The 22,979-nt window shown below is 65.6% G+C and carries 17 protein-coding genes; 10 read left to right on the plus strand and 7 right to left on the minus strand.

What is annotated here, in order from left to right:
• Nucleotides 1-387: 387 nt before the first annotated feature.
• A complete protein-coding gene (locus ACN0T5_RS05840) occupies nucleotides 388-774 on the minus strand; it encodes a phasin (RefSeq protein WP_417767685.1) in 387 nt (128 codons plus the stop codon).
• Between the two features lie 416 nt (nucleotides 775-1,190).
• On the opposite strand from ACN0T5_RS05840, the gene ACN0T5_RS05845 reads away from it, so the two are divergent.
• The 4 genes from ACN0T5_RS05845 to ACN0T5_RS05860 all read left to right on the plus strand — a co-directional run bounded on the left by ACN0T5_RS05845 (nucleotide 1,191) and on the right by ACN0T5_RS05860 (nucleotide 9,761).
• Complete coding sequence (locus tag ACN0T5_RS05845) at nucleotides 1,191-5,531, plus strand: ATP-binding protein (RefSeq protein WP_417767686.1); 4,341 nt, start codon at nucleotides 1,191-1,193, stop codon at nucleotides 5,529-5,531.
• 132 nt (nucleotides 5,532-5,663) lie between these two features.
• A complete protein-coding gene (locus ACN0T5_RS05850; protein WP_417767687.1) occupies nucleotides 5,664-6,626 on the plus strand; it encodes a threonine dehydratase in 963 nt (320 codons plus the stop codon).
• Between the two features lie 225 nt (nucleotides 6,627-6,851).
• A complete protein-coding gene (locus tag ACN0T5_RS05855; protein ID WP_417767688.1) occupies nucleotides 6,852-7,904 on the plus strand; it encodes a Fe(3+) ABC transporter substrate-binding protein in 1,053 nt (350 codons plus the stop codon).
• 144 nt (nucleotides 7,905-8,048) lie between these two features.
• On the plus strand, nucleotides 8,049-9,761 hold the full coding sequence (locus ACN0T5_RS05860; protein WP_417767689.1) for an ABC transporter permease: 1,713 nt from the start codon (nucleotides 8,049-8,051) through the stop codon (nucleotides 9,759-9,761).
• 15 nt (nucleotides 9,762-9,776) lie between these two features.
• On the opposite strand, the gene ACN0T5_RS05865 is transcribed toward ACN0T5_RS05860, so the two are convergent.
• The 4 genes from ACN0T5_RS05865 to ACN0T5_RS05880 form a co-directional block, all read right to left on the minus strand.
• Nucleotides 9,777-11,069: an NAD(P)/FAD-dependent oxidoreductase gene (locus tag ACN0T5_RS05865; protein ID WP_417767690.1), complete on the minus strand. Its 1,293-nt coding sequence runs from the start codon at nucleotides 11,067-11,069 to the stop codon at nucleotides 9,777-9,779.
• Between the two features lie 23 nt (nucleotides 11,070-11,092).
• Nucleotides 11,093-12,490 (minus strand): aspartate aminotransferase family protein, encoded by a 1,398-nt coding sequence (locus tag ACN0T5_RS05870; protein WP_417767691.1) that lies wholly within the window; start codon nucleotides 12,488-12,490, stop codon nucleotides 11,093-11,095.
• Between the two features lie 64 nt (nucleotides 12,491-12,554).
• Nucleotides 12,555-13,952 (minus strand): glutamine synthetase family protein, encoded by a 1,398-nt coding sequence (locus ACN0T5_RS05875; protein ID WP_417767692.1) that lies wholly within the window; start codon nucleotides 13,950-13,952, stop codon nucleotides 12,555-12,557.
• Between the two features lie 109 nt (nucleotides 13,953-14,061).
• Complete coding sequence (locus tag ACN0T5_RS05880; RefSeq protein WP_417767693.1) at nucleotides 14,062-14,784, minus strand: GntR family transcriptional regulator; 723 nt, start codon at nucleotides 14,782-14,784, stop codon at nucleotides 14,062-14,064.
• Between the two features lie 128 nt (nucleotides 14,785-14,912).
• Here ACN0T5_RS05880 and ACN0T5_RS05885 point away from each other — a divergent pair, with 128 nt between their 5' ends.
• The 5 genes from ACN0T5_RS05885 (at nucleotide 14,913) to ACN0T5_RS05905 (ending at nucleotide 20,730) form a co-directional block, all read left to right on the plus strand.
• Nucleotides 14,913-16,304: a glutamine synthetase family protein gene (locus tag ACN0T5_RS05885; protein WP_417767694.1), complete on the plus strand. Its 1,392-nt coding sequence runs from the start codon at nucleotides 14,913-14,915 to the stop codon at nucleotides 16,302-16,304.
• Nucleotides 16,305-16,568: 264 nt separating this feature from the next.
• Complete coding sequence (locus tag ACN0T5_RS05890) at nucleotides 16,569-17,660, plus strand: polyamine ABC transporter substrate-binding protein (protein ID WP_417767695.1); 1,092 nt, start codon at nucleotides 16,569-16,571, stop codon at nucleotides 17,658-17,660.
• A 69-nt stretch (nucleotides 17,661-17,729) separates the two neighbouring features.
• Nucleotides 17,730-18,878, plus strand: coding sequence for an ABC transporter ATP-binding protein (locus ACN0T5_RS05895; RefSeq protein ID WP_417767696.1), 1,149 nt, complete (start codon nucleotides 17,730-17,732; stop codon nucleotides 18,876-18,878).
• A 57-nt stretch (nucleotides 18,879-18,935) separates the two neighbouring features.
• Nucleotides 18,936-19,871, plus strand: a complete 936-nt coding sequence (locus ACN0T5_RS05900; RefSeq protein WP_417767697.1) for an ABC transporter permease subunit — start codon at nucleotides 18,936-18,938, stop codon at nucleotides 19,869-19,871.
• A 37-nt stretch (nucleotides 19,872-19,908) separates the two neighbouring features.
• Nucleotides 19,909-20,730, plus strand: coding sequence for an ABC transporter permease (locus tag ACN0T5_RS05905; RefSeq protein ID WP_417767698.1), 822 nt, complete (start codon nucleotides 19,909-19,911; stop codon nucleotides 20,728-20,730).
• A 7-nt stretch (nucleotides 20,731-20,737) separates the two neighbouring features.
• Here the strand turns inward: ACN0T5_RS05905 and ACN0T5_RS05910 are convergent, their stop codons facing one another.
• Nucleotides 20,738-20,905, minus strand: coding sequence for a hypothetical protein (locus ACN0T5_RS05910; protein ID WP_417767699.1), 168 nt, complete (start codon nucleotides 20,903-20,905; stop codon nucleotides 20,738-20,740).
• Between the two features lie 45 nt (nucleotides 20,906-20,950).
• On the minus strand, nucleotides 20,951-22,750 hold the full coding sequence (locus tag ACN0T5_RS05915) for a hypothetical protein (protein WP_417767700.1): 1,800 nt from the start codon (nucleotides 22,748-22,750) through the stop codon (nucleotides 20,951-20,953).
• Here ACN0T5_RS05915 and ACN0T5_RS05920 point away from each other — a divergent pair.
• Nucleotides 22,749-22,946 carry a hypothetical protein gene (locus ACN0T5_RS05920; RefSeq protein WP_417767701.1) on the plus strand — a complete coding sequence of 66 codons (198 nt, stop codon included), beginning with the start codon at nucleotides 22,749-22,751 and terminating at the stop codon, nucleotides 22,944-22,946. The genes ACN0T5_RS05915 and ACN0T5_RS05920 overlap by 2 nt on opposite strands.
• The last annotated feature ends 33 nt before the right edge of the window (nucleotides 22,947-22,979 follow it).

Genomic DNA, 22,979 nt, shown 5'->3' on the forward strand with positions numbered 1-22,979 from the left:
CAACTCCTTTGGCCGGGGCGCGCTTGAGCTGCGTCCCGCGCCTTGCGGGGAATTTTTTGCGATCTCAACGCGAACGCGCCGATCGCCATCTACAGAAGGGTATATAGCAACGACCATTGTGCATTGCAACATAAATATTGCATCGCACAAGACACGTGGCCACGAAAAACCGCAGCCGGCTGCGGCTGGCACCGGGTCTCCGCCTGCCCCGACAGAGCGTCCTGCCACGCCGGGCAGACCATCCGCGCCGTATCGCGCCTTGCCGCGTCATCCCGTATCGGGAGCAGGTATCGCGGCGGGCGCCTTGAACACGCAACGCCTGTCGCGATACCCGAAGAACGCCCGGGCCTTGTCAGTTTCCGGTGTTCTTCAGCCTCTCGGGCTTCATCAGCCGCGCGTCTTCTTGGCTGCGTCCTGGGCGGTCCTTGTCGCCTTGTCGCCGAGATCGCGGACCTGCTCGCCGAGAGCTTCCATCTGCTTGCGCAGATACTCGCTCTGCAACTGCATCATTTCCTGAACATCGCCAGCCCGCACCATCTTCTGCGCGAGATCGAACGCGGCAGAGACATGCTCCTCGGTATATTCGAGCGCGGCACGGCTCATGTCGTCGGCGCCGGCCTTTACGGTCTGCGCCGTATCCTCGGCGCTGCCGACAGCCTTGCGTGTCGCGCTCATGTAGTCGTCAAAAGCCTTGCGCGCCTGGCCAACGCTTTGGTCGGCCATCTCTCGCATCTGCTCAGGGATCTCAAAGCCGCTCTTGTCGCCTTTCGCCACGATGCCTCTCCTTGCCGTTGTTGATCACATGCCCAGACGCCAGGGGATGTCCGCCCGCCGGCACCGGCTTTCGATCCTAGAGGAAATAGCGTCGAAGGGGAGTCCCCAGATCTCTGTCCGCCCCCGTTTCGCAGGCGGATGTCATGCCAATGCCCGATTCCCGGGATTAACCACAGTTGAAGAGAATGGCGCCAATCGGTCCCCTTGGCGTGGACGACTCGGATTTGAAACGATATTTACTCTTTGTTTACCGCGTGAGGCGTTAACGGAATGCGGTATTTGCGTGCGGGTTTGCGTAAAAGCCCTTGATGGACAAGGATTTCGACCGTGCCGCACGACCACCGCCCGGGTTCCGGCCGCGTATCGCGGTTGAGGGAACCACCGGCGAGCACCGCAACGGCGGAGAGAGCGTGCCCATGAACAGCCAGTTGAGCACCTTCATGGCGTTGAGCGGCCTCGCTGCCGCCAACATCTATCTCACCGATCCCCGTCCCGCCTGGATATGGGCAGAGGACGGGAAGAGCATCCTGTGGGCCAATCCGGCAGGCGCTGCGTTTTTCGGCGTCGACGGCCTGTCCGGGCTTGCCGACCTGACCGGGCTGGCGCGTGCGCCGGCACGCCCTCATATTGCCCGCGTTGCCACATCCGGCCCCATCGACCGCGACACGACCGACCGCCTGCGCTTCTATCGCGGGCTGCGGGTGATGCTTCTGACCTGCGCATGCCGCCGCCTCGTGCTGTCCGATGGCAGCAATGGCGCGCTCATCGTGGCGCTCGACGCGCCAGGCACCGCCGACGAGCAGGATGAGAGCGCGTTGCTCGCCCTGACCGCCCACCCCTTGCATGCGGCGTTTCTCTATCGCCGCGACGGCAGCGTGCAGGCCGGCGAAGAGGGACCAGCCGGTCCCGATCTCGCCACCGTCAAGACCGCCCTGCGCGGTGCCAAGCATGCCCCCTTGCGCCAGAGCTTCGATATCGGCGGCGCGGCCCGCGACGCCTCCGTACTGATGCTCGACACCGGGTCGATCCTGCTGCTTGCCGACATGACGAATGCCCCCGTCACCGATGCCCGGGGCACTAGCGCTCCCGCCACCGGTGCGGCGGCCGCCGACGCGGTAGCCCTCGCCGTGCCGCAAGAAGAGCCGGACGGGTTCGAACCAGAGGCTTGGGAACCTGCCACCTGGCCGGCGGAGACGCTGGCGGGTGCCCCTCTTTCACAAGAAGAGGCCCGCCACGACGAGGTCCACCACGACGAGGACAGGCAAGACGAGGCCGGGCAAGACGAGGCCGAACACGTCGGCACCGTGCCGCCGAGCCCGGTCGAGGTCGACACCGGCACCACCACACCGGAGCCCGCTCCCGCGCGGCGCCGCTGGGCGCAGGGCGGCCTTTTTGCCTTCGCCAGCGGAACACGGTTCCTTTCCTCCTCGCGCGCAAGCGATGCCGCCGCAGCCGACGAAGTTGAGGCCGCCACCCCGCCGGAAGAGCCGTTGCCGGCGCTGGAGAGTGCCGACGAGGACATGAAAAACGCCTTGGCCGGCGAGACAGAGACGACCGATCGCGACACGGACGGCCTCGGCGCGGCATTCGCGACAGATGCCAGCGAAGCTCTCGATATCATCGAGGGCCGCGACCAGGGCGACCAGGACATCGGCGCCCCCGCTCATACAGGGCTTTTCTTCTCTCCTGCCGAGGACGAGCCCGCGAGCGAGGTGGCTGAGGACGCCGCTCTGGCCGACGGCATGCGGACGGGCAACGACCAGATTGCCGATGACGTCGTGACCGCCAGCGTTGCAGCCGACGGACCGACCGACGCCGATGCGACTGACGACGTGGCGCGCGATGTTTCCGGCGACGCGGCGCACGACGGCGACGAGGTTCCCGGTGCGGACAACATCGAGACGCCGCAGGCGGACGACACCTCCCCGGCCGGACTTGCTCCGACGGTGGCCGTAGCTTCCGGCTTTCAGTTCGACGCGCGCGAACGTCCGGTGCGGTTTGCCTGGAAGATGGACATCGACCGGCGTTTCACCTTCCTGTCGCCGGAATTTGCCGAAACGCTCGGGCCTGAAGCTGCCGACGTCGTCGGACTGACCTGGGAAGAGGTGGCGGAACGCTTCGATCTGGATCGCGATGGCCGCGTGTCGGCAGCCCTGCGACGGCGCGACACCTGGAGCGGCCGCACGGTCGCGTGGCCGGTCAGCGGTGCGGCCCTGCGCGTTCCTGTCGACATGGCGGCCCTGCCCGCCTTCGACCGGCAGCGCGTCTTCGAAGGGTTTCGCGGTTTCGGTGTCTGCCGTACCGGCGAGGCGGAGGACGACGCCGACGCCCTTGGCACACGGCTTTCCATGCGGCCGACCCTGGCCGCCGTCGGCGCCGATATGTCGGAACCGGACGAGACGCCGGAGGCGGAGGAGCCGGTCGCCAGCGACCTGATGCACGAGCCGCCGGTTCTCTCCGGCGATGAGGCGGATGTCGAGGACGCGACACCCGAGGCGATGATCGAGGCCACCGTCGTTGCCGCCACGAATACCGACGCGCCCGCGATTGCCGAGGAAGCGTTCGAGCCGGAGCCGGAGCCGGAAGCGTTCGAGCCCGAAGCAACCACGTTCGCAGGCGATGATGCAAGGGAACAGTCCGCCTCGCATCCTGCCGCCCTCCCCGGGATCCTCGCGTCCGAAGGCGACACCCCCGTCGCCGAAGACAGCGCTCCCGAAACAGAAGGCGGCGACAAGGATATCGCGTTGTCCGAACTGACGGAGAGTGCGCTTCCGGAAAGCCTGAACGCGGAACCGGACGCAGCTGACGAGGACGAGCGCGTGACAGAGGCGCCGGATGACGGCGGTGCGGACGCAGCCATCCAGGCCGACATGCTCGACAGCCCGCCTCCGCTTGGAGTCCGCACGGATCAGGAAGCCGCTCAGGCGGCCATCGTTCCCGCCCCTGCTGATAGACCGATCCCGTCCGTTCCGATCGGCTCGCCCTTCCGGGACGAGGCCACCGACACTTCGCGCCTGTCAAAGCCCGAAAGGGAGGCTTTCCGCAAGATCGCCGAGGCACTTGGCGCACGCTCGGAGAGTGACGAGCCGTCGGTGCCCACCGTTTCACCGGACAAGGCGGGCACCGCGGGCACAGGCCCTGTCGAGGCCACGAAGCCGGCCGGCGAGCCCTTGGCACAGGATGCTGCAGAAACGGCAACGCCGGGCAATGTCGCCAGCCTTGGTATCGTCCCGCGCGCACCAGTGCCAGCGACGCCCCGGGCAGCGCGCACCAGCCTGCTCGACAAGCTGCCGGTTGGCGTTGCCATCATCGATGGCGAGGATGTGGACTACGCCAATGCCACACTTCTCGACCTGCTCGGCTACCCCGATCTCGAGGCGCTGCATGCGGTCGGCGGGCTCGATGCGATTTTCGCGGAACCGGAGGACTGGCCGAGTTCACTGCCTGGCGCAATGACGGAGCGCACCATGCGTATCCGCCTTGCCGATGGCGGGGCAAAGCCGGTCAAGTCGCGTCTGCACAGCGTTGCCTGGAAAGACGGCACGGCCCTGATGATGTCGCTGCTCGACCGCCACGACCCGGCGCAGGAGGCGGCGCTCGACCGGCTGCACGAGACGCAGTCGTCCCTGTCGCTCGCCGAGGAGCACCTTGCCGAGATGGACGCGGTGCTCGAGACCGCGACGGACGGCGTCCTGATCCTCGACGAAGGCGGCCGCATCATGAAGGTGAACCGGTCGGCCGAGGCGCTTTTCGACGGGGCGCGAGAGGACATGATCGGCGCGCCGCTCACCGATTACCTGGCGCCGGAAAGCCATCGCGACGCGAGCGACTATCTCGACGGCCTTGCCCGCAACGGTGTCGCCAGCGTGCTCAATGACGGGCGCGAGGTGATCGGCCAGTTGCGCTCGGGCGGCCTGATCCCGCTGTTCATGACCATCGGCCGGGTCGGCCACGGCGCGGAAGGTCCGCGCTTCTGCACGGTGCTGCGCGACATCACCCAGTGGAAGACGGCGGAAGAAGAACTGACCGACGCAAAGCGGCAGGCGGAGAACGCCAGTTCGCAGAAGTCCGACTTCCTTGCCAAGATCAGCCACGAGATCCGCACGCCGCTCAACGCGATCATCGGGTTCTCGGAAGTGATGATGGAAGAGCGCTTCGGTCCTGTCGGCAACGACCGCTACAAGGGATACCTGCGCGACATCCACAATTCCGGCTCGCACATCATGAGCCTGGTCAACGATCTGCTCGACCTCTCGAAGATCGAGGCAGGCAAGCTCGACCTCACCTTCGAGGCGGTTTCGGCCAATGACATCATCCGCGAATGCGTCGCCCTGATGCAGCCGCAGGCCAATCGCGAGCGGGTGATCATTCGCGCCAGCCTGCCGACCTCCGTGCCGAAGATCGTCGCCGACGGACGCTCGGTGCGCCAGATCGTGCTCAACCTGCTGTCCAACGCGATCAAGTTCAACCAGCCCGGCGGCCAGGTTATCGTCTCGACCGCGCTGGAGGACAGCGGCGAAGTCATCCTGCGGGTCCGCGACACCGGAATGGGGATGAGCCATCAGGACCTGGCGGCGGCGATGGAACCCTTCCGCCAGTTGCACACCGCCCGCCACGGCGGCGGCACGGGACTTGGCCTGCCGCTCACCAAGGCGCTGGTCGAGGCGAACCGGGCCAGCTTCCGCATCGATTCGGAGGTCAATCACGGCACGCTGATCGAGGTGACCTTCCCGCCGCAGCGAGTGCTTGCCGAGTAGTCCGGCAGGATAACGATGACGCGCCGGGCAACAGGTCCGGTGCGGATTGACCCTTGCGTGCTTCCTTGCCAGTGTGACCATCCTCCCCTTGGCCGCGCGCCGCTGGCCGCGCCCCGTTTTCGTGGACACACCATGCTCACTCTCGCCGCAATCGAAGACGCAGCCGACATCATCTACCGGTCGATGCGTCCGACCCCTCAATATGCCTGGCCGCTGCTGGCCGAGGCGGTCGGGGGCCCCATCTGGGTCAAGCACGAAAACCATACTCCGACCGGCGCATTCAAGGTGCGAGGCGGCCTCGTCATGCTGCATGAACTGGCCCGCCGCTCGACACGCGGCACCGGCATCGTCTCGGCCACCCGCGGCAATCACGGACAGAGCCTTGCCTTCGCCGCGAGCCGGCACGGCATCGCCTGCACCATCGTCGTTCCCCGCGGCAATTCCACCGAGAAGAACGCTGCAATGCGGGCCTTCGGCGCGGAACTTGTCGAGGAGGGAGAGGATTTCGACGCGGCCAAGGCGCATGCCCAGGCGCTGGCCGAGGAGCGCGGGCTGTTCATGGTCCCGAGCTTCCACGCCGATCTCGTGCGCGGCGTTGCGACCTATGCCATGGAATTCCTGCGGGCGGTGCCGGAACTCGATGTCGTCTACGTGCCGATAGGACTGGGTTCGGGCATCTGCGGGCTCATCTCCGCGCGCGACGTCCTTGGCCTCAAGACGAAGATCGTCGGCGTGGTGTCCGACAAGGCCGACGCCTACGCGCAGTCTCTCGAGACGGGCAAGCGGACAGAAACGGCGAGCGCCGCCACCTTTGCCGACGGCATGGCGGTGCGTTGTCCGGACGAGACGGCGCTTGCCATGATCCGCGCCGGTGCGGAGGATATCGTACGCGTCAGCGACGACCAGGTGGCCGAAGCCATCCGCCTCTATTACCGCTCCACGCACAATCTTGCCGAAGGCGCCGGCGCCGCCTCCCTGGCGGCGCTGATGGCCGACGGCAAACGGGGCAAGACGCCCGGTGTCATCCTGTGCGGCCAGAACATCGACACGGCCTGGATGCGCGACGTGCTCGCCGGCCACACGCCATCACCCTGACAAGCCCGGCATTTTCCCGCTAGACGCTCTGCGAAAACCGGAAACTGTCATTCAGGTTAGTTTTGAACTCTTCTAATCTATTGATATTAAAAGCAATATTTGTTGACAGAAAAACTCCTGTTTCTATGATGCGGGCGCGTGTGGTGATCTTGCCGCAACGGCAGATGCTCCGCGCCAACGCAAACCGACATCAGGGCCTTGTCCCCTGGGTGCTGGGAGAGACACATGATCCAGAACGTTTCCGCCCTGCGCGGTGTGGCGCTGTCCGCCGTGCTGCTCGCTTCCGCCGCGATCGCGACGCCTGCCGTCGCCGAAGGCGAGGTGAACATCTATTCCTATCGCCAGCCCTTCCTGATCGAGCCGCTGCTCGAGGCCTTCACCAAGGAAACCGGCATCAAGGCCAACGTGATCTTCGCCTCCGACGGCCTTGCCGAGCGTATCGAGGCCGAAGGCGCGAACTCTCCCGCCGACGTTCTGCTGACAGTCGACATCGGTCGTCTCGACGGCGCCAAGCAGATGGGCATCACCCAGCCGGTCTCCTCGGACGTCGTCAATGGCAACGTTCCGGCCAGCTATCGCGATCCCGAGGGCCACTGGATCGGCCTGACGACCCGTGCGCGCATCGTCTACGCGTCCAAGGAGCGTGTCGAGCAGGACACGATCACCTATGAGGAACTGGCCGACCCGAAGTGGAAGGGCAGGATCTGCACCCGTTCCGGCCAGCACGTCTACAACATTGCGCTGTTCGCCTCGATGGTCTCCCATCTGGGAGCCGAGGAGGCGGAGAAGTGGCTCGCCGGCCTGCGCGACAACCTCGCCCGCAAGCCTTCGGGCAATGACCGCGGCCAGGTCCAGGCGATCTTTGCCGGCGAATGCGACATCTCGCTCGGCAACACCTATTACATGGGTGCGATGCTGACCAACGAGAAGGAGCCGGAGCAGAAGGACTGGGCCAACTCGGTCAAGATCCTGTTCCCGAATGCCGACGACCGCGGCACGCATGTGAACATCTCCGGCGTCGTCATGGCCAAGAACGCCCCGAACCCGGACGCAGCCCTGAAGCTCGTCGAGTTCCTGTCCTCGGAAGAGGCCCAGCACATCTACGCCGAGGCCAACAACGAGTATCCGGTGAAGCCGGGCGTCGAGATTTCGGAGCTGGTCGCCTCGTGGGGCGAGCTCAAGGCGGACGAGCTGCCGCTGGACGAGATCGCCAAGAACCGCAAGACCGCCAGTGAACTGGTCGACAAGGTCGGCTACAACGACGGTCCTGCAAGCTGACGGACCAACGTCCCGACGCAATCCGCTTCTGCGCGGCGCCCGACCACGAGGTCGGGCCCCGTTCACCGTTTCCAGCCAGCGGCCCTTCCGGATGACGGTGCAACCCGTCCGACCGGTTTTGCCAGCAAGCAACCCGACGATCCCATGACCGACACCGCCCGCATGGACACCCCGAGAGCAGCGGCCCCCGTTCCGCGTTCCTCGGCCACTCTGGTCGACCGGATCTGGCTCGTCGCCGGCTTTGCGGTCGCGGCACTGACGCTGCTGCCGGTCGTCGCGCTTGCCGTCCTTGCTACCCAGCCCACCGGAGATGTCTGGGGGCATCTCATTGGAACCGTCCTGCCGCGCTCGCTCTGGACCACGGTCCTCTTGATGGCCGGCGTCGGCGCCATCACCTTCGTTGTCGGCGTGGGAACCGCCTGGCTCGTGACCATGTGCCGCTTTCCCGGCCGCGCCTTCTTCGACTGGGCGCTGCTCGTGCCGCTGGCGGTGCCGACCTACATCATCGCCTATACCTATGTCGAAATCCTCGACTTCACCGGACCGGTGCAGACCGCGATCCGGGAGGTCTTCGGATTTCGAACCTCGCGGGACTACTGGTTTCCCGAGGTTCGCTCGCTTGGCGGCGCGATCTTCGTCATGGGCTTCGTGCTCTATCCATACGTCTACCTGACGACGCGCGCGTCCTTCCTGCTTCAGTCGGCCTGCACGCTCGACGTCTCGCGGACACTGGGCGCCGGGCCGTTGCGCCTGTTCTTCCGCGTCGCGCTGCCACTGGCGCGCCCGGCGATCGTCGTCGGGGTGTCGCTTGCCCTGATGGAATGCCTCAACGACATCGGCGCGGTCACCTTCTTCGGCGTCCATACGATGAGCTTTTCCGTCTATGACACATGGATCAACCGTTCGAGCCTTGCCGGCGCCGCGCAGCTTGCCTGCGCGATGCTGGCGCTGGTCTTCGCGCTTCTGTGGATCGAGCGGCACGCCCGCCGCAGGCAGCGCTTTCACGTGACCTCGACCCGCTATCTGGCCTTGCCGAGCTACCGGCTCGGAGGCTGGCGCGCCGGACTGGCGACAGCGGCCTGCGCCGCGCCGGTAATGATCGGCTTCGTCTTTCCCGCCGCCCTGCTCGTCGACTATGCCAGCCGCCGGCTCGACGAGCTCGGCGATCCGGCACTCGCCGCCGCCGTCGTCAACACCCTGTCATTGTCGGTTGCAGCCGCCCTGCTTACCGTGGTGATCGGCATCGTTCTGACCTATGCCCAGCGCGTTCAGGCCAATCCGGCGACGCAGCTCTTCGGGCGCATCGCCTCGATCGGCTATGCCATTCCCGGCACGGTGCTCGCCGTCGGGATCCTCATTCCTCTCGCGACCTTCGACAATTTCATCGATGGCGTCGCACGCTCGACCTTCGGATTCTCGACGGGCCTGCTGCTGATCGGCTCGGGCACCGCCCTGGTCTACGCCTACATGGTCCGTTTCCTGGCGGTGGCCTATGGGCAGGTGGAGGGCGGATTCGGCAAGGTGACCCCCCATCTCGACATGGCGGCGCGCACCCTCGGCAGGAGTTCCGGCCGCATCCTCTTCGAGGTGCATCTGCCGATGATACGCCCGGTGCTCCTGACCGCGCTGCTGCTTGCATTCGTCGACTGCATGAAGGAGTTGCCGGCAACGATCCTGCTGCGCCCCTTCAACTTCGAAACGCTCGCTACAACGGTCTACAACGCCGCCTCGCGCGAGGCTTTCGCCGACGGCGCCCTGCCCGCGTTGCTGATCGTCATGGTGGGCCTGCTGCCGTCGATCCTGCTGGCCCGGACATCGGCCCGCAGCTTCCGCGACAAGTCGACCGAACGCGCCTGACGACGGCTCTTCCCGTCACCCGAGCCGGTCGCGCAGGGCAAACCAGCTCATGGCCAGAACCAGGATCGGCCAACGCAAGGTGCGTCCACCGGGAAAGCGCCCTGGCGCAAGACCAGCGAAGACATCGAAACGCTCCGCATCGCCGAGCATCGCGCGCGCCGCCACATGGCCGCAGAAGCCTGCCATCGCAACGCCGTGCCCGGAAAAGCCCGCAGCGACGTAGACGCCGGGGCGCGCCCGGCGCAGGCAGGGCATGCGCGAGCGGGTAACGCCAAGCGTTCCGCCCCAGGCATGGGACACGGGCGCCTCGGCGAGTTGGGGATAGACATTGCGAAGGTGCGAGCGCACGAAACTGCGCATGTCCGGCGGGAACCCGCGCCTGTAGGTCTCGCCGCCCCCGAAGAGCAGTCGCCGGTCCGATGTCAGGCGCCAGTAGTAGACGACGAAGCGGCTGTCCGAGACCGCTTCCCGCCCCGGGATCAGGTGATCGGCGGCAGCTTGCGAAAGCGGCTCCGTCGTCAGGATGTAGTTGTTGATCGGCATGACGCGGGCTTCGCTGTCAGGGTCGATCCCGGCGAGATAACCATTGCCGGCAAGAAGCACCGTTTCCGCATCGATCACGCCTTTCGGCGTCGTGATCTCGACCCTGCCGCCCCGATCCGTGACCGCGGTCGCAGCCGTGCCCTCATGGATGACCACCCCGCCAGCCTCGGCGGCGTCGGCGAGCCCCTGCGCAAGCTTCAGCGGATGCAGGTGCCCGGCGCCGGAATCCCGGGATCCCCCGAAATAGTTGGAGGTGCCGATGGCCGTGGCCAGCGCATCGCGCTCGAGTGGCTCCACGCGGTCGTAGCCGTAGACCTTGTTGAGATGCTCGGCATAGTCCCATTCCTCGGCAACGAACCGGGGCTTGTGGGCGGCATGGATGAGGCCCGGCATCCAGTCGCAGTCGATGGCGTGACGGATGCGCCGTTCATGCAAAAGCGCCTTCGCCTCCTCCGCCATTTCCCAGAGCCGGCGGGCGGTTTCGCTCCCGCAGGTCCGCTCGAGATGATGCTGGTCGCGCCTCTGGCCGCTGTGCAACTGGCCGCCATTGCGACCGGACGCGCCCCAGCCGACGCGATGCTGCTCGATCAGCACAACCGAGCGACCGGCTTCGGCAAGGGTGATGGCCGCGTTGAGCCCAGTGAACCCTCCACCGACGATCGCCACGTCGCACCTGACCCGCCCGGCGAGTGCCGGACGCACCTGGCGGTCGGCCGTTGTCGCCGCGTAGTAGGACGGGGTGTGAGCGCTCGTGGCATCGGCCATGCGGGTCTTCCGGCGCCTCGCCGTCAGGCGGCGAGGCGTCCGTCCTTCTTCAGCGCCGCATGGGTCTGGTCGAGCGTGCGGACGATGCGAGCCACCATGTCGTCGGCCTCTTCGCGGGTGAGCACCAGCGGCGGCGAGATGATCATGCTGTCGCGCACCGCCCGCATGACCAGCCCGTTGTCGAAACACAGGTCGCGGCAGAGCGTCCCGGCTTCGCCGACGGACGCGAACTTTCGCGTCCTGTCGCCTCTGGCCGGAACCAGTTCCAGCGCTCCGACGAGGCCGACCATGCGCGCCTCCCCGACCAGCGGATGCTCGCCCAGAGCGCGCCACTTCGCCTGCAGATAGGGGCCGATATCGTCGGCGACCCGCTCCACCAGCTTTTCCCGCTGCATGATTTCCAGATTGGCAAGCGCAGCCGCGCAGCAGGCCGGGTGTCCCGAATAGGTGTAGCCGTGGAAGAACTCGCCGCCCTTTTCGATGAAGGCATCCGCCACCCTGTCGGCAACCATCACACCGCCGATCGGCAGGTAGCCGGAGGACAAACCCTTGGCGATCGGCATCAGGTCCGGCTCAATGCCGTAATGCTGCGACCCGAACCATTTTCCGAGGCGGCCGAACCCGCAAATCACCTCGTCGGCGACAAGCAGGATCCCGCGCTCGCGGCAGATGCGCGAGAGTTCCGGCCAGTATGTGTCGGGCGGGATGATCACGCCGCCCGCCCCCTGGACGGGTTCGGCGATGAAGGCGGCAACCTTGTCCTCGCCGAGCCTGTCGATGGCGCGCTCCAGTTCGCGCGCCGCCCAGACGCCGAACTCGTCAGGCGACATGTCGCCGCCCTCGCCGAACCAGTAGGGCTGGGCGATGTGATGAACGCCGGGAACCGGAAGATCGCCCTGGCCATGCATCGCGGTCATGCCGCCCAGGCTCGTGCCGGCAAGCGTCGAGCCGTGATAGCCGTTCCAGCGGCCGATGATCGTCTTCTTCTCCGGCTTGCCCATCAGGTCCCAATAGGTGCGGACCATGCGGAAGACCGTGTCGTTGGCCTCCGAGCCGGAGGAGGTGAAGAAGACCCGGTTGAACTGCGGCGGGCTGAGCTCGGCCAGCTTCTCCGACAGGGCGATGACCGGCGGATGGCTGGTCTTGAAAAACGTGTTGTAGTAGTCGAGCTCGCGCATCTGTTGGTTCACGGCATCGGCGATCTCGTCCCGCCCATGCCCGACCTGGCAGCACCACAGACCCGCCATTCCGTCCATGTAGCGGTTGCCGTCGCTGTCGGTCAGCCAGACGCCTTCGGCACCGGTTATGACACGCACGCCCTCCCGGTTCAGCGCCCCCGTATCGGAAAACGGATGCATGTGGTGGGCCGCGTCACGCGCACGCAGCTCTGCCGTCGGATAGATGTTGGATGCACCGCTCATGGCGTCATCTCTCCCGATTTTCGTTCATGTGTTCCCGCGTCCGGCGAGGATTCGAGCGTGCCGATCACACGTTGAGAAGCAGGTATTCCCGCTCCCAGGGGCTGATCACCTTCATGAAGGTTTCGAACTCCTCCTGCTTGATAGCCCGGTAGGTGGCGACGAATTTTTCCCCGAAAACATCGATCAGTTCATCGCATTCCCCGAACAGCGCCACAGCCTCCAGCAGGCCACGCGGCAGGGCGTGCATGTCCTCGCTGAAATTGCCGCTGCGCGGCTCGTCCGGCGTCAGCTTCTGCTTCATCCCCAGATATCCGCAGGCAAGCGAGGCGGCGATGGCAAGATACGGATTGGCATCCGACGAGGGCACCCGGTTCTCCAGCCGCCGGGCCGCAGGCTTGGAGTTGGGCACGCGCAGGCCGACGGTGCGGTTGTCATAGCCCCAATAGGCATTGACCGGCGCCGTCGTCCCCCGGGTGAAGCGCCGGTAGGAGTTCACATAGGGTGCCAGGATGCAGGTCACGGCCGGCAGATAGGCCTGATGGCCGGCGATGAACGACAGGAACCGGGGCGACGCCTCGCCGTCCTCCAGCGAGAAGACGTTGGCCCCCGTCTCCTTGTCGACCAGCGACTGGTGGATATGCATCGAGGAACCGGGCTGGTTCGACATCGGCTTGGCCATGAAGGTGGCATACATCTCGTGACGCAGCGCCGCCTCGCGGATCGTGCGCTTGAACAGGAACACCTGGTCGGCAAGCTCCAGCGGCCGGCCGTGGCGCAGGTTGATCTCCATCTGCGCCGCGCCTTCCTCGTGGATCAGCGTGTCGATCTCCAGCCCCTGCGCCTCGGAGAGGTCGTAAATGTCGTCGATCAGGTCGTCGAACTCGTTCAGCGCCGAGATCGAATAGGACTGCCGGCCCACCTCGGGACGGCCGGAACGACCCGTCGGCGGCTCCAGCGGATAGTCCGGATCGGTGTTGGGGCGCACCAGATAGAATTCCATCTCGGGCGCGACAAGCGGCTCCAGTCCTTCGTCCTCATAGAGCTGCAGGACGCGCTTGAGCACATTGCGCGGGGCCGTCTCCACCGGGATGCCCTCGCGGGTATAGGCGTCGTGAATGAGCTGCGCGGTCGGATCGCTTTCCCAGGGCACGGTCGTCAGCGTCGAATAATCCGCGCGGAAGAACAGGTCGCCATCGGTCGTGTTGTGCTGGAAGCGCTCATCGTCCGGCGGATAGTCGCCGGAGATCGTCTGCGCGAAGATCGAGGCCGGCATGGTCATGACCGGGCCGGAGAAAAACTTTTCCGTCGGCATCATCTTGCCGCGCGCGACCCCGGCAAGGTCGGGCACGATGCATTCGATGTCCTCGATGCCCCGTTCCGACAGCCATGTGCGCGCATCCTCCAGAGAGCCCACGCCGCGACGGCTGTTGATACTGGGTGCCTGCTTCTTCTTCTTGCTCACGTCTTTCGCCTTTCAGGCGTGTCCGCCGGCGGCCCCCGATGCCCGGGCCATGAACCGTCATTCTCACGCCAATTTGTGATCACATTTATACCCGGCAATTCTCTTTTCGTCACCCCGCGGCCGGAAAACCCTCGACGAGCAGGTCCATGCCGCAGCGAATATCGGCGGCGATCGCATCCCGCAATGCCGACGCATCATGACCGCGTATCGCGCCGATCGCCTCCTTGTGATGATCGACCAGAGCGGACGTGCCGACCCGTCCGTAGACGGTGCGCATGAAGGGTGCGAACTGCAACCAGAGAGTTTCAACCAGAGGCAGGAACACTTGCGATCCGGCGGCACCATAGATCCGGAAATGAAAGGCATGGTTGAGCCGCATGTAGGTCTCCGCATCGCCCCCGTTGAGGCTTTCGTCGATCCTGTCGTCGATCGCCTCGAGCGTTGCGGCATCCGCATCTGTCAACCCGGGTCCGGCGAGGCCGGCAAGTTCAGGCTCCAGAAGAAGCCGTGCCTTGAGCAGCTCCTCCAGGCGCGGACGTGTCATTGTCGGCACCTGGATGCGTCCATTGGGGCGGATCTCGAGAGCGTTTCCCGCCGAGAGGGCGCGCACGGCCTCGCGCACGGGCATCGGACTGACGCCGAGTTCCTGCGCCAGGCCCCGCAGTGTCACGGCATGCCCCGGAACGAACCGCCCGGTGAGCAACGCCTCGCGTACGGCCCGTTCCACGGTGTCCCGGACCGAGACGCGCGCCGACGCTCCATCCCTGGCGATGCTCGCGCCGCGCGGGTGCTCCCTAGGGGCTCCTGGCCGGCCCGACAGCGGCTCCATCATGTTTCAGAACCCTGCTGACCGGCCCTCCGGCCGGCTTGCTTGACAGTCTTGCCGCTACGTGATCACATTTTTCCCAATCCGGCAATCGGTCCATCCCGGACGATCCGCCATCCCAACCGGAGGACTTCATGTTGCAGCCCCATCGCTCGGCCTGGCAGCGCCCGGCCGGCGGAGACGACTGGCAGGAGGAGGTCGCCCGATTCGAGGCGGAACATCCGGACCTCGACACGCTCGAGGTGATCCTGCCTGACAGCAACGGCGTCCTGCGCGGCAAATGGCTGCCTGGAAGCGCGCTGCGCAAGGTCTTCGAAAGCGGTGTCGCCCTGCCCTTCTCCCTCTTCGGCCTCGACGTGTGGGGCCGCGAGGTCGAGGAAACCGGCATGCATATCGAAACCGGCGACAAGGACGGCGTGTGCTGGCCGGTACCCGGTTCGCTGCGCTCGGTCCCCTGGGCGGAGCGCCCGACGGCACAGGTGCTCCTGTCCATGCATGACAGGCAGGGCGGCGCCTTCATGTGCGACCCGCGCCACGTGCTGTCGCGCATGTCCTCGCGCCTTGGCGAACACGGACTGAGCGCAACGGCCGCGTTCGAACTGGAGTTCTATCTCTTCGAGGACCAGGACGACGGCGACTGGAGCGGCGCGCCGACGCCGGTCTTCTCGACCCATCTGGGGCCTGCGCGGCAGAACATGTACGCATTGTCCGACCTTGAGGCCTTCATGCCGCTGGTCGACGAGATCCGCCGCTCCGCCGACGCGCAGGACATCCCCGCCGATGCCGCCGTCTCCGAGGCGGCTCCCGGGCAGTTCGAGCTCAACCTGCACTACCAGCGTGACCCGCTTCGCGCCGCCGACGACGCGGTGCTGCTGCGCCGGCTTGTCGCCGGTGTTGCCCGCAAGCACAATCTCAAGGCCTCGTTCATGGCCAAGCCCTTCGTCGAGTGGCCGGGCAACGGCATGCATGTCCATGTCTCGATGGAAGACGGCACGGGCAACATCTTCGCCGACCCCGACACGGGCGAAGCGCGGCTCGGCTATGCCATCAAGGGCCTGCTCGACACGATGCCCGAGGCCCATCTGCTGTTTGTCTCGACCTTCAACGGCTTCCGCCGCATGCAGCCCGGCTCCTATGCGCCGACCTCGATCTGCTGGGGTTTCGACAACCGCTCGGTGGCGCTGCGGGTTCCGGCCGGAACGCCCGCCTCGGCCCGCATCGAGCACCGGATCGCCGGTGCGGACGCCAATCCCTACCTGGTGCTGACGGGCGTGCTCGCGGGCATGCTGCAAGGCGTGGCCGGCGAAATGCCGCCGCCGCCTCCGGTGGAAGGCAATGCCTACGAGAAGACGGCACCGCGCCTGACGCCCTGGATGGACGAGGCGATCGACGCCTTCGCCGCCTCGAAACACATGCAGGACGCCGTCGGCGAGGAAATGCACAAGGTGCTGGTCGACATCAAGCGTCACGAACTCTTTGCATTCGGACGCGAGATTTCGACCCTGGAGCGCCAGACATATCTGTAAGCGCGCGGACGAAGACAAGGAGAGGGCTGACCACGACACCGGAGGGAAGCATCTGGCACTGCGGAAAATTCTCTCAGGAGCAGGGCGCTCCTCCCCTTGAGGGGGCGGGTCATCGCTTCTAGGCTGGCGACAGAATGCCATGGCGCGCAAGGCGCGTCCGGAAACAGCAGTTCCCGCAGCACGCGGCGCTGCTGCAAATGACAAGACAATCGCAAACACGGCGCGCAAGATGACGCGCCGGAACAGGGCCAGACGGAGGGACAGATGAAGAAGTTTCTATTCGCAAGCGTCGCGCTGATCGGCGCGGTCGCGGCAACAGGGCTCGCCGCGCAGGAGCGCACCGTTCGGGTCTTCAACTGGTCGGACTATATCGACGAGTCCGTGCTCGAGGAGTTCACCAAGGAAACCGGCATCAAGGTCGTCTATGACGTCTTCGACAGCAACGAGATGCTGGAGACCAAGCTCCTGGCCGGAGGTACCGGCTACGACGTCGTCGTGCCGACCGGCACGTTCCTCGGGCGCCAGATCCAGGCCGGCGTGTTCCAGAAGCTGGACAAGTCGAAGCTGCCGAACCTTGAGAACATGTGGCCGCAGATCATGGGCCGCATCGAGAAATTCGACCCGGGCAACGAGCACGCCATCAACTACATGTGGGGCACCACCGGGTTCGGCTACAATGTGGAGAAGATCAAGGAGCGGATGCCCGACGCGCCGCTCGACAGCTGGGACATGATCTTCAAGCCGGAAGTCATTTCCAAGTTCGCCGATTGCGGCGTCCACCTGCTCGATACGGCGGACGAGATCTTCCCCGCCGCACTCAATTATCTCGGCCTCGACCCTGACAGCAGCAACCCCGAGGATTTCGAGAAGGCGGCGGAACTTCTGCTCACCATCCGGCCCTATATCCAGAAATTCCACTCATCCGAATACATCAACGCACTCGCCAATGGCGACATCTGTCTCGCCGTCGGCTGGTCGGGTGACGTGCTGCAGGCGCGCGACCGCGCATCCGAGGCCGACAATGGCGTTACCGTCGCCTATGTCATCCCCAAGGAAGGCGCGATGATGTGGTTCGACAACATGGCGATCCCCGCCGACGCGCCGCATGTTGACGAAGCGCATGCCTTCCTCAACTTCATCATGAAGCCGGAGGTTGTCGCCAAGGCCACCAACTACGTCTTCTACGCCAACGGCAACAAGGCGAGCCAGGCCTTCGTCGACAAGGAAGTGCTCGAGGATCCCGCGATCTACCCGACCGAGGAGACGGTCGAGAAGCTCTTCAGCACCACGACCAAGTCGCCCAAGGCAATGCGGTCCCGCACCCGCGAATGGACCAAGGTCAAGACCGGTCAGTAACATGACCGTCGGGGACTGGCCGCCGGATGCGGCCGGTCCCTGATCGTCCGACGAGGCAGGGGGCAGATCTTGGCAAAGAAACCGATCGGGCCGGTGCGCCGCGACTTCGCACCCTGGGACGACCCGCAAGCGCAGCCCTATATTGAATTTCGAAACGTCACCAAGACGTTCGGCGACTTTACCGCGGTCGACAACCTCAGCCTGAAAATCTACGAACGCGAGTTCTTCGCCCTGCTCGGCGGCTCCGGCTGCGGCAAGACGACGATGATGCGCATGCTCGCCGGTTTCGAGACGCCCAACGGCGGCGAAATCTTCCTCGACGGACAGAACCTTGCCGGCGTGCCGCCCTACAAGCGGCCGGTCAACATGATGTTCCAGTCCTATGCGCTGTTCCCGCATATGAGCGTGGAGGCGAATGTGGCCTTCGGCCTGAAGCAGGAAGGCATGCCGAAGGCCGAGATCGCCGGGCGTGTCGAGGAAATGCTGAAACTGGTCAAGCTGCAGGACTTCGCCAGGCGCAAGCCGCACCAGCTGTCCGGCGGCCAGCGGCAACGCGTCGCGCTGGCCCGCTCGCTTGCCAAGAAGCCGAAGGTGCTGCTGCTCGACGAGCCGCTCGGCGCGCTTGACCGCAAACTGCGCGAGGAAACCCAGTTCGAGCTCACCGACCTGCAATACGAGCTCGGCATGACCTTCCTGATCGTCACCCACGACCAGGAGGAAGCGATGACGATGGCCGACCGGATCGCGGTCATGGACAAGGGCCGCATCGTCCAGATCGCGACGCCGGCGGAAATCTACGAGCTGCCGAACTCCCGTTTCGTCGCCGACTTCATCGGCGACATCAACCTGATGGAATGCAAGCTGACGGCGCGCGAGGGGGATGTTTCCCGGCTGCATGCACCGGTCTTCGGCTGCGACATCGAGATATCCCAGGCGGTCGACGCGGGCATCGGCGACACGGTCTGGTTCGCAATACGCCCGGAAAAGGTGCGAATTTCCTTCGAGGAACCGGAGAGCCGGGTCAACGCGCTGAAGGGCGAGGTCTGGGACATCGCCTATCTTGGCGACGTCTCGATCTACCATACGCATATCGCCAACGAGGAAACCGTCCGGGCGACAGTCGCCAACCACTCGCGGGTGGTGGAACGGCCGATGAGCTGGGACGACGAGGTTTGGCTTTCATGGGATGCTGATGCGGGTGTCGTGCTGACCCGCTGACGAGGCTGACCGGCGCGGCGGCACGGCCGCGCGAAACGGAACGACGAGGAGAGCGGGATGAGCGATACGGCTGCCGCGCCACAGGCAAAGCCCCGACGCGGCGCGGGCGGATGGCTGCTGGTTGCCATCCCCTATGCCTGGCTTCTGGTCTTCTTCCTCGCGCCGTTCTTCATCGTCTTCAAGATATCGCTGTCGGAAATCGCGGTCGCGATCCCGCCCTACATTCCGAATTTCGACCCGGCCGCGGGCTGGGCGGGGTTCACCGAGATGCTCGGGGCCTTCTCCTTCGACAATTACATCTGGCTGACGGAGGACGACCTTTACTGGAAATCCTACCTCTCCAGTGTTTCCATCGCGGCGATCTCCACTCTGATCACGCTGATCGTCGGATTTCCGCTGGCCTACGGCATGGCGCGGGCTCCGAAGGAATGGCGGGCCACGCTGCTGATGCTGGTCATCCTGCCGTTCTGGACGAGCTTCCTGATCCGCGTCTATGCGTGGATCGGCATCCTCAAGAACGAGGGCCTGCTGAACCAGTTTCTGCTTTTTCTGGGTGTGATCGACCAGCCGCTGACGATCCTCAACACCAACATCGCCGTCTATATCGGCATCGTCTATTCCTACCTGCCCTTCCTGGTGCTGCCGCTCTACGCCAACCTGGAAAAACTCGACACGAGCCTCCTGGAAGCGGCGGCCGACCTCGGCTGCCCGCCATGGCGCAGCTTCTGGTCGATCACGGTGCCGCTGGCCCTGCCCGGCGTATTGGCCGGCTGCTTCCTGGTCTTCATCCCTGCCGTCGGCGAGTTCGTCATTCCCGACCTGCTTGGCGGGTCGGAAACGCTGATGATCGGCAAGACGTTGTGGACAGAATTCTTCAACAATCGCGACTGGCCGGTCTCGTCAGCCGTCGCGGTGATCCTGCTGCTCATCCTGGTGGTGCCGATCGTGCTCTTCCAGAACCAGCAGCAGAAGGCGGCGGAGAGAGGCCTGTGACGACGATGACGACCGCAATACCGGGAGGCTTGAGCTGATGCGTCAGGGCCCAAGCTGGTTCAACGTGACGTCGCTGGTTCTGGGCTTTGCGTTCCTCTACCTGCCGATCGTCCTGCTCGTCATTTATTCCTTCAATGAATCGCGCCTGGTCACGGTCTGGGGCGGTTTCTCGACACGCTGGTATGCCGGGCTTCTCGACAACCAGCAGCTTCTGGATGCCGCCTGGGTGACGGCCCGCGTCGCCTTCTTTTCCGCCACGATCGCCACCGTTCTGGGCACGCTGGCCGCGCTCGTTCTGGCGCGTTCCGGCCGGTTTCCGGGTCGCACGCTCTTTTCCGGCATGGTCTACGCGCCGCTGGTCATGCCGGAAGTCATTCTCGGCCTGTCACTGCTGCTGCTCTTCGTCGCCATCGACCAGGCGCGCGGCTTCTGGACGATCACCATCGCCCACACGACCTTCGCCATGTGTTACGTCGCCGTCGTCGTGCAGTCGCGACTGGCCGGTTTCGACCGGTCGCTGGAAGAGGCGGCGCAGGATCTCGGCTGCCCGCCTTTTCGCACCTTTTTTGCCGTCACCTTGCCGATCATCCTGCCGGGTGTCGTGGCCGGCTGGATGCTGGCCTTCACCCTGTCGCTCGACGATCTCGTGATCGCCAGCTTCACCACCGGGCCGGAAGCGACAACGCTGCCGATGAAAATCTATTCGCAGGTCCGTCTCGGCGTGACGCCCGAGATCAACGCCGTCTGCACCATTCTTGTTGGGCTGGTGACCATCGTGGTGGTCTTCGCCTCGATCATGACGAGACGTCAGGAGGCGGCCAGGGCCCGCGACATGCGTCAGGCGGAAGCCCAGATCTGAAACGACCTCAGCCGCGCGGCGGGCGAAAGAGGCAGAACACCAGCCGGACCGGCAGCACGATCATTGAACCGAGGATGATATCGGGAAGCGCCCGCTGCCGGGTGCGAACCCGATGGCGGACACGCTCATCCGGCGTCGGGCCCGCGCCGGCGAGCAGGCCGGCGACAGCTTCCATGTCGTCATGTCGCGTTTGCGCAAGTTCGCAACCGTCAGGGGAAGATCAGCGACGGAAAGCGTCGTCGCGGCGCATCAGGTCGGGAAGAAGACGCGGCTCCCCGAGGGTGCCTCGCAAGAGCACCGGCGTTTGCGGATCGCGTTCCGCGCCGCCAGGTGTTCCGGAGCCGTCACCCGGCCCCTCCCCCCCGGGCGCTTTGACCGGGCGCTTCGTCAGGTAGCCGCGCAGTGAGAGCGCCATGTCCGGGAGCGACATGCGACCGCTCGCCGTCAGCACGTGGCCTGCCGTTTCCGCTGTCACCCGGTCGAGACGCATCGCGGCCTCCCCGACATCCCCCTGGATGTCGATCCTCTCGAAGACCCCGGAACCGGGTTCGGGCGTGTCACCGTTGCCGGTCAGACGCTGGAACAGGGCAGCCGGTTCGCCCCCCCTGAAGCGGGCATCGGCCAGCACGATACTGGCCATGGTACTGGCAGAGGCCAGCACCTCCTCGACGCTCGCGCCCTGCCCCACGCGCTCAAGCCGTCCGCCGACGCGGCCGGAAAGGATTTCCGGCAACGCTTCGGGACGCGGCAGCGTCTCGGCCGCGAGATTGTCGGCAATCATCTTCATCGAGAACTGCAGAAGGCCGCTCTCCCGGTCCGGCTTCAACCGGCCAGCCATTTCGACCGTCCCCCCGGCAACCGCCGTCTCGCTCAGGTCAAGCGACAAGTCGCCCTCACGCAGTCGCAGCGACAAGCCGCCCGGACCGCCCGAGAGCGGTCCCAGGACGAGTTGCGTGGCCGAGAGGCGCAGATCCAGATCGAACTGGCTCAACACGTCCTGCAACGGCCACCGACGCCAGGCGCCGCCCGGCGCGCCATGTGCGGCAACGCCCAGCAGCTCGCCGAATTCCCTTGCGTAGACGGACATGTCGAAGCGTTCGAAGGCCAGCGTGCCGTCCATGCGCGCCCGATCGCCTCCTGTGTCCAGGCCGAGACGCCCCTCTCCGACATTGCCGTCGAGTTCAAGGCTCGCCGTGTCGAGATCGATTCCCGCAAGCGAAACGGAACCCGTGCCCGTCAACCGTGCCGCGCCGAACGCGGCGTCGCCGGCAAGCTCCCTGCCGAAACGGGCGGCGAGACCACGCAGATCGCTGGCCGAGAACTCGACCTTTCCCTCGATGCGTCCTGAACCGGCGGGACGGACCTCGCCGTCGACACGCAGCGATGCAAGCGGTGCGGCAACAGAAATGGAAATGCGGCCGCTGCCCTCCCCCGCAAGGATCGCCTTGTCTGCAAGACTGACACCGAACTCGATCGCCTGGTCCGTGGCCGTCAGCGAACCGCGGATGGTGGCGCCCGCACCGTTGGGCGTGGCGCGCAAGGTAACCTCCCGCCAGCGCGGACGGTCCTCCTCCCCGAAGAATACAGCGCCGCCAGACAGGGAAACCGGATGCTTGAGGAGGCGCCGGAACTCGATGCCGAGCCGGCCGGCATCTGCAAGGCGCGCCGGGGCTGCCGGCGAGGCGGCACGCACCCGCGCGCCCGAAACCGCGATGGCCGACATGCGAACCTCGCCCAGGAGGAGGGCGTAGACATCGACCTGGATGTCGATCCGATCCGCATCGACCGACCATGCGCCATCCAGGCTTTGCAGGCGGACGTTGCGCAGGACGAGACCGGGACCGGAGGCGATGGTGGCGCGCGGCGCCGCGCCCACCCGAACCGATACATCGAGCCAATTCGCCAGTTCGCTCTCCACGCGCACGCGCGCGCGGTCGCTTGACACCAGCGCGAACCCTGCAATGCCCGCAGCCGCAAAGAGAACAAGCACTATGATCAGGCTCGCCAGGAGGCGCTTCATGATGCAATCCGGTTCCGGCGCTGGTGAATTCGGCGATGTCGGCAAGGAGTTGGCGGTGGTCACGAACGGCACGTGCGATCATGCGCCGGACCGCCTCGAACGCCCGCCTTCTTGCTTGCCTACCGGGATAGGAGGTCTGACGCGCGGGTTCAAGGTCCGCGCGCATGAAAAGCCTCGCGTGTCGCATCGCGCTTGAGAAGATATCCCAAGGACGCTATCACAGGTCGCC

Source organism: Stappia sp. (assembly GCF_048261845.1).
Lineage (GTDB): Bacteria > Pseudomonadota > Alphaproteobacteria > Rhizobiales > Stappiaceae > Stappia.

Bases quoted from the DNA above. Each gene is read 5' to 3' on its own strand.
- ACN0T5_RS05845 (WP_417767686.1), top strand. From the start codon at position 1,191: ATGAACAGCCAGTTGAGCACCTTCATGGCGTTGAGCGGCCTCGCTGCC.
- ACN0T5_RS05850 (WP_417767687.1), top strand. From the start codon at position 5,664: ATGCTCACTCTCGCCGCAATCGAAGACGCAGCCGACATCATCTACCGG.
- ACN0T5_RS05855 (WP_417767688.1), top strand. From the start codon at position 6,852: ATGATCCAGAACGTTTCCGCCCTGCGCGGTGTGGCGCTGTCCGCCGTG.
- ACN0T5_RS05860 (WP_417767689.1), top strand. From the start codon at position 8,049: ATGACCGACACCGCCCGCATGGACACCCCGAGAGCAGCGGCCCCCGTT.
- ACN0T5_RS05865 (WP_417767690.1), bottom strand. From the start codon at position 11,069: ATGGCCGATGCCACGAGCGCTCACACCCCGTCCTACTACGCGGCGACA.
- ACN0T5_RS05870 (WP_417767691.1), bottom strand. From the start codon at position 12,490: ATGAGCGGTGCATCCAACATCTATCCGACGGCAGAGCTGCGTGCGCGT.
- ACN0T5_RS05880 (WP_417767693.1), bottom strand. From the start codon at position 14,784: ATGATGGAGCCGCTGTCGGGCCGGCCAGGAGCCCCTAGGGAGCACCCG.
- ACN0T5_RS05885 (WP_417767694.1), top strand. From the start codon at position 14,913: ATGTTGCAGCCCCATCGCTCGGCCTGGCAGCGCCCGGCCGGCGGAGAC.
- ACN0T5_RS05890 (WP_417767695.1), top strand. From the start codon at position 16,569: ATGAAGAAGTTTCTATTCGCAAGCGTCGCGCTGATCGGCGCGGTCGCG.
- ACN0T5_RS05900 (WP_417767697.1), top strand. From the start codon at position 18,936: ATGAGCGATACGGCTGCCGCGCCACAGGCAAAGCCCCGACGCGGCGCG.
- ACN0T5_RS05905 (WP_417767698.1), top strand. From the start codon at position 19,909: ATGCGTCAGGGCCCAAGCTGGTTCAACGTGACGTCGCTGGTTCTGGGC.
- ACN0T5_RS05910 (WP_417767699.1), bottom strand. From the start codon at position 20,905: ATGGAAGCTGTCGCCGGCCTGCTCGCCGGCGCGGGCCCGACGCCGGAT.
- ACN0T5_RS05920 (WP_417767701.1), top strand. From the start codon at position 22,749: ATGATGCAATCCGGTTCCGGCGCTGGTGAATTCGGCGATGTCGGCAAG.
- ACN0T5_RS05915 (WP_417767700.1), bottom strand. From the start codon at position 22,750: ATGAAGCGCCTCCTGGCGAGCCTGATCATAGTGCTTGTTCTCTTTGCG.